We start from the raw sequence: 13,081 nt of genomic DNA, 5'->3' as shown, positions 1-13,081 counted from the left end.
CAAGAGGACGCGATGACAAAGCGCAGTGAGGCGAAGTACAAGATCGATCGCCGCATGGGCCAGAATATCTGGGGCCGCCCGAAGAGCCCCGTGAACCGCCGCGAATACGGCCCCGGCCAGCACGGCCAGCGCCGCAAGGGCAAGCTCTCCGACTTCGGCGTGCAGCTCCGCGCCAAGCAGAAGCTCAAGGGCTACTACGCCAACATTTCCGAGCGCCAGTTCCACGGCATCTATGTCGAGGCGAGCCGCCTGAAGGGCGACACCGGCGAGAATCTGATCGGCCTGTTGGAGCGTCGTCTCGACACCGTGGTCTATCGCGCCAAGTTCGTCTCCACGATGTTCGCCGCGCGCCAGTTCATCAACCACGGCCACATCAAGGTGAACGGCCGCAAGGTCAACATCGGCAGCTACAAGCTGAAGATCGGCGACACCATCGAGGTCAAGGAATCCTCCAAGCAGCTCACCCCGGTGCTGGAAGCCAGCCAGCTGCCCGAGCGTGACGTGCCCGACTTCATCGAGGTCGATCACTCCAAGATGACCGCGAAGTTCACGCGCACCCCCGGCCTCTCGGACGTGCCGTTCCCGGTGCAGATGGAGCCGCATCTGATCGTCGAATTCTATTCGCGCTGATCACATCACGCATGCGAGTTCAGAAAGGCCCCGGTTTTGCCGGGGCCTTTTTGTTTGGCTAAGGGATGATGATATACTCGGTGGGCGGCGCAGTGCCCGCCACGAGGGAATCCTGTCGATGACCCGGTTGCTCGAACAAGCCTTTGATACCGTTTCAAGCCTGCCGGATACGGAGCAGGACGACCTTGCGCAAATCATGCTGCAACTCGCCGGCGTCGACCAGCCGCCGCTCCAGCTGACGGCTGAAGAAGAGACCGATCTGGCCGAGGCCGATGCCGAAATTGCCCGGGGCGAACTGGCGACGGCCGAGGAAGTCCGTGCCATGTGGACCAAGCACGGGCTGTGAACGTTCGCTATACGAGACGCGCGCTGGCGCAGATCGACCGCGCTCTTTCATACGTTGGGGAACAATCGCCTCAGGGCGAAGTGAACGTCCGCGATCGCGTCCTCGCTCTCGTCGGCCTGCTGCAGGAGCGGCCTTATGCGGGACGCGCGACAAGTCGCTCCGGCGTCCGTCGACTTGCAGCGACACCGTACCCTTACCTATCGATTACCGCGTGACGCCAAACGAAATTATCATTTTGCGGTTTCGCCACGCCGCCCGAAAACCTATAGCCTAGCGTGAACCGCGCCGCACCCGCAGCGGCGGCGTCGCGGTGCGATGAGGTAAGCCATGCACTACACCCCCGCCCGGCCCGATCCGAAAGCGGCCACCGTCCGCATCAACCTGCTGTCGGACACCCAGACCAAACCGACGCCGGCAATGCGCGAGGCGATGGCCAAAGCGGAGGTCGGCGACGAGCAGGTCGGCGACGATCCGACCACCAACGAGCTCTGCGCCCGCGTCGCCGATCTGCTCGGCAAGGAAGCCGCCGTCTTCATGCCGTCGGGCACGATGTGCAACGTCGCCGCGACGCTGGCCACTTGCCGCCCCGGCGACGAGATCCTGGCGCACGCGACTGCGCATATCATCGCGCGCGAGGGCGGCGCGCATGCCGCGCTCGGCGGCTTCCAGATCACGCAGCTACACGGCGATGACGGCCAGTTCACGCCGGAGACGTTCCGCGCCGCGCTGCATCCGCGCACCCGCTATCAGCCGCCGCAGGTGCTCGTCAGCGTCGAGCAGACCGCCAATATCGGCGGCGGCACGATCTGGAAGAAGGCTGCGCTCGACGAGATCGCGGGCATCGCCAAGGCCCATGGGCTGGTGACCCACATGGACGGCGCGCGGCTGCTCAACGCCACGGTTGCCTCCGGCATCTCGCCGCGCGACATGACGGCGGGCTGGGATTCGGCCTGGATCGATTTCTCCAAGGGCCTCGGCGCGCCGATCGGCGGCGTCATCGCCGGCACCAAAGCGTTCATCGACGACGTCTGGCGCTGGAAACAGCGGCTCGGCGGCTCGATGCGGCAGTCCGGCGTCTGCGCCGCTGCCTGCATCTACGCGCTCGATCATCATGTCGAGCGCCTCGCCGACGATCACGCCAATGCCCGGGCGCTGGCCCGCGGACTGTCGCAGATCAACGGCATCGCGGTGCAGGCACCGGAGACCAACCTCGTGTTCTTCAAGCCGGACGGCGCCGGCGTGTCGGGCGACAAGATGGTCGCCGAGCTGCGCAAGCGCGGCGTGACGCTGGCGATGATGGACGGCCGGATCAGGGCCTGCACGCATCTCGACGTCACCGCGGCGATGATCGAGGAAGCGATCGGTCACGTCAGGGATATCGTGCGCGCGGCGTAGTATCAGCTCGTCATTGCGAGCGAAGCGAAGCAATCCACCTGTCCGTGCACGCGGAGCGATGGATTGCTTCGTCGCTATCGCTCCTCGCAATGACGAGAGGATGGTCCTATCCGAATTACCGCCCCATCGCCTGGTAGATCAGCGTCTTCAGCTCCTGCTGGATCCGGCCGCGCTGTGATGGCGTCTGCACCATGAAGATGCCGAACAGATCGTCGGCGGGGTCGATGAAGAAGAAGGTGCCGCCGACACCGTCCCAGCGGTACTCGCCCAAAGGCCAGTCCGTATTCGCCGGCACCGAGGTGCGGACCGCGAAGCCGAGGCCGAACCCGGAGTTCGGACCGGGATAGTAGTTCTTGTCGCGCACGATGCCGGTTTCCGGGCCGATATGGTCCCGCGCCATCAGCGCGATGGTCTCCGGCTTCAGGTAGCGCCGCCCGTCATAGAGGCCGCCGCTCAACAGCATCTGCGAGAAGCGCGCGTAGTCTCCGATGGTGCCGACCATGCCGCCGCCGCCGGATTCCCGCCGCAGCGGCCGGCGCGGGTCGCTGACGTCAGCGACCGGACTGATGATGCGATCCGCCGGCATCGGCTCGGCGATCAGCGGCCATTTCGTGGGGTCGGCGACATAGAACGCGGTCTCGGTCATGCCGAGCGGGCCGAGCAGCCGCTCCTTCTCGACCTGAAACAGGGACTTTCCCGTTATCACCTCGATGATGCGGCCGAGCACATCGGTGGAATGGCCGTAGTCCCATTGCGTGCCGGGTTGCTCGGCAAGCGGCAGCGCGGTGAGCCGCGCCACGAACTCGGCGTTGTCGGGATTGCTATTGAACAGGCCGGCATCGGCGTAGGTCTTGTTCACGACGCCGCCGCCATAATAGCCGTAGGGCAGGCCCGCGGTGTGACGCATCAGATCCTCGATGGTGACGGGCCGCTTGAGCGGCTCCAGCGCCATCATCGGCTTGCCCTCGTCGCCGCGCTTCTCCACGCCGACCTTCATGTCGGCGAAGGCCGGGATGTATTTCGACACGGGATCGCTGAGGGCGAGCTTGCCTTCCTCCACCAGCATCATCGCGATCACAGTCGTGATCGGCTTCGACATCGAGTAGAGGCGGAAGATGGTGTCCGCGCTCATCGACAATTCCGTTGCGACGTCGCGAACCCCGAAATTCTGGTAGTAGACCGGCTTGCCGTGCTGCTGCAGCAGCAGGATCGCGCCGGGAATCTTTCCGGTCGCGATCTCGTTCCTGACATAGTCGGAGACCTTGGCGAGGCCTTCCGCCGAGAAGCTGTGCGCGGCCGGACCCGCGGAGCCGGCCTCCGCAACCGTTGCGCACGCGAGCACGAGCGCCGCGACGATCGCGCAGCACCCGCGCATATCAGTTCTCCATGGCTTCATAAACGAGCTGCTTCAACGTTCGCTGGATGCGCTGGCGCTCGCTCGGCGTCTGCTCCAAGAGGACGAAGAAGAAGTCCTGCTTGCGGTCGATGACATAGTAGCAGCCGCTGGCGCCGTCCCATTTCAGCTCGCCGAGGTCGCCGGGCGGCGGCGGCTTCGCATTGCCCGGATCGGTGCGCACCGCAATCCCGAGCCCGAAGCCGAAGCCGTCGCCGGGGAAGTAGAAATAGTCGCGCTCGACGCCGGAGCCCGGGCCGACACGGTCGGTGGTCAGCTCCTTGAACGTCTCGGGCTTCATGATGGTCTTGCCGTCGAGCGTGCCGCCGTTGAGCAGCATCTGGGCGAAGCGCGAATAGTCCGCCATGGTCGAGACCATGCCGCCGCTGGCGGACTCCCATTTCTTGACCTTGGTCGGATCGTTGACCCGGCCGACCCGGAAATCGCTGTCGTTCGGCATCGGCTCGGCCATCAGCTTCTGCTTCTCGGGATCGGTGACGAAGAAGCCGGTGTCCTTCATGCCGAGCGGGCCGAGCAGCCTTTCCTGCTCGATCGTCGAGAGCTTCTCGCCGGTGGTAATCTCCATCACGCGCGCCAGGATGTCGGTGGAATGGCCGTATTGCCAGAGCGCACCGGGCTGGTTGTGCAGAGGCAGCTTGGCGATCCGCTCGGCGAATTCAGCGAGATCGAAATCGCCGCCATAGATATCGGCTGCCTTGTAGGCCTTGCGGACCAGGCTGTCGCCATAGAAGCCGTAGGTGATGCCGGACGTATGCGTCATCAGATCGAGGATCGTGATCGGCCGCTTCAACGGCACCAGCTCGAGCGTCTTGGTGCCGTCCTCGGCCTTCTTCTCGACCCCGACCTTCATGTCGGCAAAGGAGGGAATGTATTTCGAGACGGGATCGTCGAGCTTGTATTTGCCCTCCTCCAGCAGCTGCATCGAGGCCACGGCGGTGATCGACTTGGACATCGAAGCCAGGCGGAAGATGGTCTTGTCCGTGATCGGCACCTTGCTGACCACATCCTGCACGCCGAAGGCCTCGTGATAGACCGGCTTGCCGTGCTGCTGGATCAGGACGATGGCGCCGGGAATCTTTCCGGTCGCGACCTCGTTCTTGAAGAACTCGCTGATCTTGGCGAGCTTGTCGGGGTTGAAATGCGCGCCCGCCGGGATCTCATAGCTGCCTTCGGCGCGCGCCACCGGCGCCGCGAGCGCCGCCGCGGCGACGGCGGCCGCGCACATCAAACGAAATGAATGCATTCGAACTATCCCTCTCCGGAAATCACGGAGAAGTGTAGCGGCGGTATCATCAGGCACAAGGGCTGCCAAAGCCGTCCAGGACCTCCTGATGGAGCTCGCCGCTCGGGGCCGAGAAGCAGCAGAAGATCACCTGCGTAACGCCGGGTGCGGCCGCCAGGGCATCGACCACTGACTTGACCGCAATGCCGGCGGCGCGGTCCGGCGGGAAGTGATAGACGCCGGTCGAGATGGCGGGAAATGCAATGGAAGCGAGCTGGTTGGCGTGGCACAGCTCGATGCCGCGGCGATAGCACGATGCGAGCAGCGCATCCTCGTTCTGGGTGCCGCCGTGCCAGATGGGGCCGACCGCATGGATCACATGTCCGGCCGGGAGCCGGTAACCCCTGGTGATTTTGGCATCACCCGTCTTGCAGCCGTGCAGCGTGCGGCACTCGGCGAGCAACTCGGGGCCCGCGGCACGATGGATCGCGCCGTCGACGCCGCCGCCGCCGAGCAGCGATGAATTGGCCGCGTTGACGATGGCCTCAACGCGGAGCGTCGTGATGTCGGTAACGATGACGTCGAGCCGCGCCTTGCCGATCCGGCGCGCGGTCAAGGTCAGGCAGCTACGTCGACCGGGATGCCCTTGTCGGCAAACAGCTGCTGCAATTCACCGGCCTGGAACATCTCGCGGATGATATCGCAACCGCCGACGAACTCGCCCTTCACATAGAGCTGCGGAATCGTCGGCCAGTTCGAATAGACCTTGATGCCGTTGCGCAGCTCGGTGGATTCGAGAACGTTGAGGCCTTTGTAGCCGACACCGATGTGGTCGAGGATCTGCACGACCTGACCGGAAAACCCGCACTGCGGGAATTGCGGCGTGCCCTTCATGAACAGCACGACGTCGTTCGACTTCACTTCGTTGTCGATGAATTGCTCGATGCTCATTTTCGCTTCCTTGCGTGGGCGGCGCTCTCAGGCCTTGACGGGCCGGCCCGCCCTTCTAACCCGTGACTGGCTATATATGTAGCTCAAACCATTGTGCATCCAAAGCAAAATGGCGGAAATCTGGCATTCGGCGGGGGCTGGACGGGGCCCCAAAAGGCGCCGGGATTATCTGACGGGCCCAATATCATGACGGGGGAGGCTTTTTTCCCGTAACGGAGCCCCTATCTAGGACGAACTGTCCGCCAGGAACCAGATTGCCGAAGCAACGTTCTCCCCTCGAATCGGAGACCCTCGTGACGAAACCAGCCTCTGCCGCGACCGCCCTTTCTGCGGCCTCCCCGTCACTTTCCTCCGAATCCGGGCCGCTCGCGGAGCGGCTGGTCGACGCCTACCGCGCGGTCCGCGATGAGACCGAGCGCCGCGTCGCGCCGCTGTCCCCCGAAGACCAGCTGATCCAGTCGATGCCGGATGCGAGCCCCGCCAAGTGGCACCGCGCCCATACGACCTGGTTCTTCGAGCAGTTTCTGCTCGGCGAGCACGTCAAAGGCTACACGCCATTCCACCCGGACTACGCCTATCTGTTCAATTCCTATTACGTCAGCGCCGGCCCCCGACATGCCCGCCACCAGCGCGGCCATCTGACGCGCCCGACATCAGACGAAGTCACCGCCTACCGCCGCCATGTCGACGCGGAGGTGGTGAAATTCTTCCAGACCGCTACGTTGGAAAAGCTCGAAGCGCTGGTGCCGCTGGTCGAGGTCGGCCTCAATCACGAGCAGCAGCATCAGGAGTTGATCTACACCGACATCCTGCACGCGTTCGCGCAGAACCCGATCCCGCCGGCCTACGATCCGGCCTGGCGCTTCCCGGCGTCGCACCGCGGCACGGACGAATGGGTGACGCTCAATGAAGGCATCCACACCGTCGGCCATGCCGACGACAGCTTCCATTTCGACAATGAGAAGCCCGCGCATCGCGCGCTGGTCGGCCCGGTCAAGCTTGCGAAAAACCTCGTCAGCAATGCCGACTGGCTCGCCTTCATGAAGGACGGCGGCTACTCCACCGCCACGCTGTGGCTGATGGATGGCTTCGCTACCGTCAGCAACGAGGGCTGGCAGGCGCCCGGCCATTGGCGCGAGATCGACGGCGAATGGAAGATCATGACGCTGGGCGGCCTGCAAGCAATCGATCCGCAGGCCCCGGTCTGCCACGTCAGCTACTACGAGGCCGACGCCTTCGCCCGCTGGGCCGGCAAGCATCTGCCGACCGAGATGGAATGGGAGGTCGCAGCGCGCGCCGGACTGCTCAACGATGCCTACGGCATCGTCTGGCAGTGGACCCGCAGCTCTTACTCGCCCTACCCGGGCTACCGCGCGATCGAAGGCGCGCTCGGTGAATACAACGGCAAGTTCATGGTCAACCAGCTGGTGCTGCGCGGCTCGTCGCTGGCAACGCCGGCAGGTCACAGCCGCGTCACCTATCGCAACTTCTTCTACCCGCACCATCGCTGGCAATTCACGGGGTTACGCCTCGCCGACTACGCCTGATCTAGTCCTGTCGACATCAAGTGCGCGCCGGTCAGCGCGTTCAGGAGAGTATCATGAATGTGCATGCCGCCGCTTCGGCCAAAGCGTATCCGTTCGACGAAGCGACCTCGGCGTTTGCCGACGATGTGATCGGCGACCTCGCCCGTCACCCGAAACGGCTGTCGCCGAAATATTTCTATGACGCCACCGGCTCGGAGCTGTTCGAGCAGATCACCGTGCTGCCGGAATACTACCCGACCCGCACCGAGCTCGGCATCCTGCGCGACCGCGGCGACGAGATCGCCGCGATCATCCCGGACGGCGCGGCACTGGTCGAGTTCGGCGCCGGCGCCACCACCAAGGTGCGCCTGCTGCTCGAGCATTGCGAATTCGCAGCCTATGTGCCGGTCGACATATCCGGAGATTTCCTGAAGGCCCAGGCCGACGGCCTGCGCAGGGATTTCCCCGGTCTCGGCATCTATCCGGTCGCGGCCGATTTCACCGCGCCGTTCGCGCTGCCAGATGCCGTCGCCGCGATGCCGAAGGTCGGCTTCTTCCCAGGCTCGACACTCGGCAATTTCGAGCCGAGCGAGGCCCTGGCCTTCCTGCGCAGCGCGCGCCAGATCCTCGGCCACGGCGCGCAGATGATCATCGGCGTCGACCTCGAGAAGGACGAGCGCGTGCTGTACGACGCCTATAACGACGCGGCCGGCGTCACCGCGCGCTTCAATCTCAATGTGCTGGTGCGGATCAACCGCGAGCTCGGCGGCAATTTCGACCTCTCGGGCTTCACCCATCGTTCGATCTACAACCGCGACCGCCACCGCATCGAGATGCATTTGATCAGCCGCAAGGCACAGACCGTGCGGATCCTCGGCAACACCTTCGCGTTCCGTCCAGGCGAGAGCATCCACACCGAGAACAGCTACAAATATTCGCTCGAGCGCTTCACCGCGCTGGCCCGCAGCGCGGGCTGGACGGTGCGCAACAGCTGGACCGACGCCGACACGATGTTCTCGGTGCACGCGCTGGTCGCGGACTGACGCCTAACCCGGACGGGACACAATCATGGGCCGGCGCGCGCTGCAGATTGCGACGGCGGCGCTCGCCCTCGTCCCGATCCTGACCGGCATCATCACCATGCTCGGCGTCAGCGATCCGCTCTATGCCTCCTCGGGCGTGCCGGCGCTGCCGGTGCTCGACAGCAATCTGCGCTTCTTCGGCGGGGTCTGGCTCGGTCTCGGCCTCGCTTTGCTCTGGCTGGTGCCGCGCATCGAAAGCGAGAGCGTGCTGTTCCGCATGGTGTGGGGCGGCATCTTCCTCGGCGGCATCGGCCGGCTGCTGTCGATAGCGATGGTCGGCATCCCGCCGCTGCCATTCGTGGGCTTCACCGTGCTCGAAGTGATCGGGGCGCCGCTGTTTGTCTATTGGCAGCACCGCGTGGCCACGGCCGGACACGGGTAGCGGCCACCGCTATTCCTCTCCCCCGGTCGACCGCAGCGAGATCGATTCCCATGCCGCGACCACGATCATGATCGCGGTGGTGACGATCGAGAGCGTCAACGGCGACAGGTCATGCGCAAAGTAGGCTGTTATCGCCAGCGCGACGATGCCGACGCCATGCGAGAGCTGCAGGAAATTGCGGATGACATATTTGAACAGGATGGTCCCGACCAGGAACAGCGCGGGGCCGCCAACCGAGCTCACGATCGTCTTGAGGTCGGTATGGCCGCCAGGGTGCTTCAGCACCAGCTCGTCGGCGACCGCGGTCAGGATGATGCCGCCGACGATCGGCATGTGCAGATAGGTGTAGGCGATCCGCGCCACACGGCCGGATTCCTCGGACTTGGAGATCATCTCCGAGCCGGCCTCGGCACCCTTGTGGAAATAGATCCACCACATCGCGATACTGCCGACCAGCGCCGAGAGGAAGGCTGCGACATTCTCCGGCGTCCAGGTCAGCTCGGCGAAGGTCGCGCCGTCGACCACGATCGCCTCGCCGAGCGCGATGATGATGAAGCCGGCGCAGCGCTCGGCCATATGGCCGCCCTCGACCGACCACGCCTCCATCGAGGAGAAGCCGAGCCTGGGAGTCCAGAACCGCAGCGCGGGCGCGACATATTCGATGGCCAGCGCCGCGATCCACAGCCACATCCGCGTCTCGTGCTCGGCGAAGCCGCCGAGAACCCACAGCACCGCCGAGCCGGACAGCCAGGTCAGGATGCGGATCGCATTGTGGCGCACCGCCGTGCGGCGCCGCGGCGTCGCCAGCAGCCAGAACGCGGTGCGGCCGACCTGCATCGCGGCATAGGTCCCGGCAAACCACAGCCCGCGCCCCTCGAAGGCAGTCGGGATCGAGGTCGACAGCAATAGCCCGCCCAGCATCAGCACGAACAGCAGCAAGCGGACCGGCGTCAGCTCGGGATCGAGCCAGTTGGTGACCCAGGTGGTGTAAACCCACACCCACCACACCGCGAGGAACAGCAGCGTGACCTGCACCGCGCCCAGCGCGGTGAAGTGATGCAGCAGCGTGTGCGACAGCTGCGTGACGGCAAAGACGAAGACGAGGTCGAAGAACAGCTCGGCATTGGTGACGCGGCTGTGCTGGTTCGGCACGATGACGCGAAACATCGCGCCACGCGGATTGTCTGCCATCGCTCGAGGCCCCCGCCCGCCGGCCTTGAGGGCCTAGCCGCCCGGCACCCCGGTCTGCAGCGCCAGCGCATGCAGCACGCCGCCCATCTGGCCCTTCAGCGACTGGTAGACGATCTGATGCTGCTGGACGCGGGACTTGCCGCGGAATGACTCGGATATGACAGTGGCCGCGTAGTGGTCGCCGTCGCCGGCCAGATCACGGATCGTCACCTCGGCATCGGGAATCGCTGCCTTGATCATCGATTCGATATCACGGGCGTCCATCGGCATCCCAGTCCACCTCCATCAGGGTCGTTCGAATCATCGCTGGCCCGGCAGCCATGCAGGTAAAAACCTAGCGCCTGAGGTCTTCTAGGTCATCCTGTCGCACACTATATCCCCATTCCCAGCGATTTAAACCTGCATCAATCGGTCACAAGCCATCACGCCGAAATGACCAGAAGAGGCGCAGAATCATGAAGCTCCCCGGCCCCGACCATCCGATCACGATCACACCCAATGCCAGGCGCGTCCGCGTCACCGCCGACGGCGTCGTGATCGCCGAGACCAGCCATGCGCTGACCCTGAAGGAAGCGAGCTATCCGGCCGTGCAATATATCCCCCGGCAGGACGCCAATATGGCGCTTTTGACCCGCACCGAGCGGACCACGCATTGCCCCTACAAGGGGGATGCGAACTATTTCAGCATCAAGGCCAACGGCAAGACGCTGGACAATGCGATCTGGACCTATGAGGAGCCCTTTCCGGCGATGACCGAGATCGCCGGCCACCTCGCCTTCTATCCGGACAAGGTGAAGATCGAGGAAGTGGCGTAAATCAACATCGTCATTCCGGGACGATGCGCAAGCATCGGACCCGGAATCTCGAGATTCCACAATGCGCAATCGCGCATTGGGTTTCGCTTCGCGCCCCGGAATGACAGCACTCGTTGCAGCAGCATCGCCGCTACGCCCTGAAGATCGTGAGCCCGAGGATCAGCAGCACCAGGAAGATCACGACGAACACGTAGAACAGGAAGCGCGCGATGTCGGCTGAGGCGGCTGAGATGCCGGTGAAGCCGAGCAAGCCCGCGATGATCGAGACGACCAGGAAGATCAACGCCCATTTCAGCAGTGTCATTGCTTGCTCCAACAACCGCGCGCGCGGTTTGCGCGTCCGCCCGATAACGCCGGCTTGCGAGCCCGGTTCCAAAACGAAACAAACGCATTGAGATGACCGACCTCGACACCACGGAAACGGGCCGATTGGGCCTTGCTGAATCGAGTTCCCGATTGCAACATCAGGCTGCAGACCCGGCTGGGGGCACCATGAAATCGATTGCTCACGCGGCTCCGGCCGTCGACGTCCAGGCAGCACCGAAGCTCCACAAGCGCAATGTCGCCCTCGACCGTGCACGCACCTTCCTGACGCTGGTCGTGCTGCTGCACCACGCCGTGATTCCCTACACCTATTTCGGGCACACCGACCCGACGTCGTGGATCGGCTTCGACTGCGTGGTGCTCGCCACCGACAGCTTCTTCATGGCGATGTTCTTCTTCCTGTCGGGGCTGTTCGTCTGGCCCGGGCTCGGCCACAAGCCGTGGCTGATCTTCCTGCGCGACCGCCTGCTGCGGCTCGGCCTGCCCTTCGTGGTCTGCGCGGTCACCGTGATTCCGATCGCCTATTACGCGATCGCGCTGCGCGCGACACCGGATCTGACCTTCTCCGAGTTCTGGTGGAAGACCGTAACCGCCGGGCCCTGGCCGAGCGGCCCGATCTGGTTCGTCTATGTCCTGATGACCTTCGACCTGACCGCGAGCCTGCTGTACCGGGTGTCGTCGCGTCTGCTCGATCCGATCAACCGTCTGTCGATCAAGGGATTTGAACGTCCCTCGAAGTTCTGGCTGTTCCTGGTCGTGGTCAGCGCCGCCGCCTACCTGCCGATGCTGGTCAGCTATGGCCAGAACTACTGGTTCGAGTTCGGACCGTTTTCGGTGCAGGCGAGCCGCGTGCTGCTGTATGCCTGCTATTTCTTCGTCGGCGCGGGCGTCGGGGCGGCGAACTTCGAGAGCGGCGTGCTCAGCGCGCACGGACGGCTGACCGAGCGGCGCTGGTTCTGGACCGGCGTCACGCTGATCCCCTACGCGATGATGTGGGTGATGATCTACATCAAGCGGGGGATCATCGGTAATCCCGATCCGCTGCCCGCCTGGTATCTCGCGATCTACGGCAGCTTCTACGTGCTGTTCAGCGCCTCGATCCTGTTCGCGATCCTGGCCTACTTCTTGCAATCGAAAGCGCCGGGGCCGACGCTGCTCGACCGCATGCAGGGCGACGCCTACGGCATGTTCCTGGTGCACTATCCGATCGTGCTGTGGCTGCAATACTGGCTGTTCGACATGGAGCTGCCGGCGATCGCAAAGGCCGCGATCGCGTTCTTCGCCACCGTGGCCCTGAGCTGGGCCCTCACCACCGTGCTGCGCAAGCTGCCGGGCGCCAAATACGTGCTGTAGTTTCCCTTCGCGGCGACGCTCTCACGTGCTGCCGCGCCGGGCTGATCAACGACAGGCCCCAAGCGGCGAGACTGACGGCAGGATCGCGGCCGACAAGTTGCGCACAACCTGCCATTGGTCACATGCCGCCGGGTGATTCTCGGGTATGCTGGGCGGACTGCATGACCTCAAGGAGCGTCCTCAGATGAACGACCCTCAAGTTGGATGGATCGCCGCCATCATCGTCGGCGGCTTGGCCGGCTGGCTCGCCGAGATGTTCATGAAGTCCGGAACCGGCATCTTCATGAACATCATCCTCGGCATCGTCGGCGCGGCGCTGGCGAACTGGCTGTTGGGTCTGCTCGGCGTGTCGCTCGGCGGCGGCTGGCTCAGCTATCTCATCGCCGGCTTCATCGGCGCCTGCATCATCATCTTTGCCTGGCGCGCGGTTCGCAGCGCGACCTGACGCGA

The 13,081-nt window shown here is 64.3% G+C and carries 16 protein-coding genes; 9 read left to right on the top strand and 7 right to left on the bottom strand.

Annotated features, from left to right (window positions below):
• Positions 1–12 precede the first annotated feature (12 nt).
• From rpsD to ACVW17_RS22410, 3 genes are all read left to right on the top strand, one after another.
• The gene (rpsD, locus tag ACVW17_RS22420) at positions 13–630 is read left to right on the top strand and encodes a 30S ribosomal protein S4 (protein ID WP_456753938.1); all 618 of its coding nucleotides are present in this window, start codon (positions 13–15) and stop codon (positions 628–630) included.
• Between the two features lie 118 nt (positions 631–748).
• Positions 749–976, top strand: coding sequence for a hypothetical protein (locus tag ACVW17_RS22415; protein ID WP_456753937.1), 228 nt, complete (start codon positions 749–751; stop codon positions 974–976).
• A 327-nt stretch (positions 977–1,303) separates the two neighbouring features.
• Complete coding sequence (locus ACVW17_RS22410) at positions 1,304–2,371, top strand: threonine aldolase family protein (RefSeq protein WP_456753936.1); 1,068 nt, start codon at positions 1,304–1,306, stop codon at positions 2,369–2,371.
• 115 nt (positions 2,372–2,486) lie between these two features.
• Here ACVW17_RS22410 and ACVW17_RS22405 read toward each other — a convergent pair whose 3' ends face one another.
• Genes ACVW17_RS22405 through grxD form a run of 4 tightly spaced genes read right to left on the bottom strand, consistent with a single transcriptional unit; the run spans position 2,487 to position 5,958 of the window.
• Positions 2,487–3,746: a serine hydrolase domain-containing protein gene (locus ACVW17_RS22405; RefSeq protein ID WP_456753935.1), complete on the bottom strand. Its 1,260-nt coding sequence runs from the start codon at positions 3,744–3,746 to the stop codon at positions 2,487–2,489.
• A gap of 1 nt (position 3,747) precedes the next feature.
• Positions 3,748–5,028 (bottom strand): serine hydrolase domain-containing protein, encoded by a 1,281-nt coding sequence (locus ACVW17_RS22400; protein WP_456753934.1) that lies wholly within the window; start codon positions 5,026–5,028, stop codon positions 3,748–3,750.
• 49 nt (positions 5,029–5,077) lie between these two features.
• A complete protein-coding gene (locus tag ACVW17_RS22395; protein ID WP_456756501.1) occupies positions 5,078–5,629 on the bottom strand; it encodes an O-acetyl-ADP-ribose deacetylase in 552 nt (183 codons plus the stop codon).
• The gene (grxD, locus tag ACVW17_RS22390) at positions 5,626–5,958 is read right to left on the bottom strand and encodes a Grx4 family monothiol glutaredoxin (protein ID WP_456753933.1); all 333 of its coding nucleotides are present in this window, start codon (positions 5,956–5,958) and stop codon (positions 5,626–5,628) included. Before grxD ends, ACVW17_RS22395 begins: the two co-directional genes overlap by 4 nt.
• Positions 5,959–6,251: 293 nt before the next feature.
• Between grxD and egtB the strand changes: the two genes are divergently transcribed.
• Genes egtB through ACVW17_RS22375 form a run of 3 tightly spaced genes read left to right on the top strand, consistent with a single transcriptional unit; the run spans position 6,252 to position 8,948 of the window.
• Positions 6,252–7,505 carry an ergothioneine biosynthesis protein EgtB gene (egtB, locus tag ACVW17_RS22385; RefSeq protein ID WP_456753932.1) on the top strand — a complete coding sequence of 418 codons (1,254 nt, stop codon included), beginning with the start codon at positions 6,252–6,254 and terminating at the stop codon, positions 7,503–7,505.
• A 53-nt stretch (positions 7,506–7,558) separates the two neighbouring features.
• Positions 7,559–8,527, top strand: a complete 969-nt coding sequence (gene egtD, locus ACVW17_RS22380) for an L-histidine N(alpha)-methyltransferase (protein ID WP_456753931.1) — start codon at positions 7,559–7,561, stop codon at positions 8,525–8,527.
• A gap of 25 nt (positions 8,528–8,552) precedes the next feature.
• Positions 8,553–8,948, top strand: coding sequence for a DUF4345 domain-containing protein (locus tag ACVW17_RS22375; RefSeq protein WP_456753930.1), 396 nt, complete (start codon positions 8,553–8,555; stop codon positions 8,946–8,948).
• 9 nt (positions 8,949–8,957) lie between these two features.
• On the opposite strand, the gene ACVW17_RS22370 is transcribed toward ACVW17_RS22375, so the two are convergent.
• A complete protein-coding gene (locus ACVW17_RS22370) occupies positions 8,958–10,139 on the bottom strand; it encodes a low temperature requirement protein A (protein ID WP_456753929.1) in 1,182 nt (393 codons plus the stop codon).
• A 33-nt stretch (positions 10,140–10,172) separates the two neighbouring features.
• A complete protein-coding gene (locus ACVW17_RS22365) occupies positions 10,173–10,409 on the bottom strand; it encodes a BolA family protein (RefSeq protein WP_212015434.1) in 237 nt (78 codons plus the stop codon).
• A 185-nt stretch (positions 10,410–10,594) separates the two neighbouring features.
• On the opposite strand from ACVW17_RS22365, the gene ACVW17_RS22360 reads away from it, so the two are divergent.
• Positions 10,595–10,954, top strand: a complete 360-nt coding sequence (locus tag ACVW17_RS22360) for a DUF427 domain-containing protein (protein ID WP_456753928.1) — start codon at positions 10,595–10,597, stop codon at positions 10,952–10,954.
• 130 nt (positions 10,955–11,084) lie between these two features.
• On the opposite strand, the gene ACVW17_RS22355 is transcribed toward ACVW17_RS22360, so the two are convergent.
• Complete coding sequence (locus tag ACVW17_RS22355; protein ID WP_029083837.1) at positions 11,085–11,258, bottom strand: DUF1328 domain-containing protein; 174 nt, start codon at positions 11,256–11,258, stop codon at positions 11,085–11,087.
• Between the two features lie 188 nt (positions 11,259–11,446).
• On the opposite strand from ACVW17_RS22355, the gene ACVW17_RS22350 reads away from it, so the two are divergent.
• Positions 11,447–12,631, top strand: a complete 1,185-nt coding sequence (locus tag ACVW17_RS22350) for an acyltransferase family protein (protein ID WP_456753927.1) — start codon at positions 11,447–11,449, stop codon at positions 12,629–12,631.
• A gap of 184 nt (positions 12,632–12,815) precedes the next feature.
• Entirely contained in the window at positions 12,816–13,076 is a 261-nt protein-coding gene (locus ACVW17_RS22345; protein ID WP_456753926.1) for a GlsB/YeaQ/YmgE family stress response membrane protein, read from the top strand.
• Positions 13,077–13,081: the final 5 nt, after the last annotated feature.

The sequence above is a fragment of the Bradyrhizobium sp. USDA 4473 genome, assembly GCF_054063335.1.
This window is presented reverse-complemented; position numbering and strand designations above follow the sequence as displayed.

Coding starts and splice junctions, on each gene's coding strand:
- egtD (WP_456753931.1), top strand. CDS start 7,559: ATGAATGTGCATGCCGCCGCTTCGGCCAAAGCGTATCCGTTCGACGAA.
- ACVW17_RS22415 (WP_456753937.1), top strand. CDS start 749: ATGACCCGGTTGCTCGAACAAGCCTTTGATACCGTTTCAAGCCTGCCG.
- rpsD (WP_456753938.1), top strand. CDS start 13: ATGACAAAGCGCAGTGAGGCGAAGTACAAGATCGATCGCCGCATGGGC.
- ACVW17_RS22410 (WP_456753936.1), top strand. CDS start 1,304: ATGCACTACACCCCCGCCCGGCCCGATCCGAAAGCGGCCACCGTCCGC.
- ACVW17_RS22370 (WP_456753929.1), bottom strand. CDS start 10,139: ATGGCAGACAATCCGCGTGGCGCGATGTTTCGCGTCATCGTGCCGAAC.
- ACVW17_RS22405 (WP_456753935.1), bottom strand. CDS start 3,746: ATGCGCGGGTGCTGCGCGATCGTCGCGGCGCTCGTGCTCGCGTGCGCA.
- ACVW17_RS22365 (WP_212015434.1), bottom strand. CDS start 10,409: ATGCCGATGGACGCCCGTGATATCGAATCGATGATCAAGGCAGCGATT.
- ACVW17_RS22400 (WP_456753934.1), bottom strand. CDS start 5,028: ATGCATTCATTTCGTTTGATGTGCGCGGCCGCCGTCGCCGCGGCGGCG.
- grxD (WP_456753933.1), bottom strand. CDS start 5,958: ATGAGCATCGAGCAATTCATCGACAACGAAGTGAAGTCGAACGACGTC.
- ACVW17_RS22360 (WP_456753928.1), top strand. CDS start 10,595: ATGAAGCTCCCCGGCCCCGACCATCCGATCACGATCACACCCAATGCC.
- ACVW17_RS22345 (WP_456753926.1), top strand. CDS start 12,816: ATGAACGACCCTCAAGTTGGATGGATCGCCGCCATCATCGTCGGCGGC.
- ACVW17_RS22375 (WP_456753930.1), top strand. CDS start 8,553: ATGGGCCGGCGCGCGCTGCAGATTGCGACGGCGGCGCTCGCCCTCGTC.
- ACVW17_RS22355 (WP_029083837.1), bottom strand. CDS start 11,258: ATGACACTGCTGAAATGGGCGTTGATCTTCCTGGTCGTCTCGATCATC.
- ACVW17_RS22350 (WP_456753927.1), top strand. CDS start 11,447: ATGAAATCGATTGCTCACGCGGCTCCGGCCGTCGACGTCCAGGCAGCA.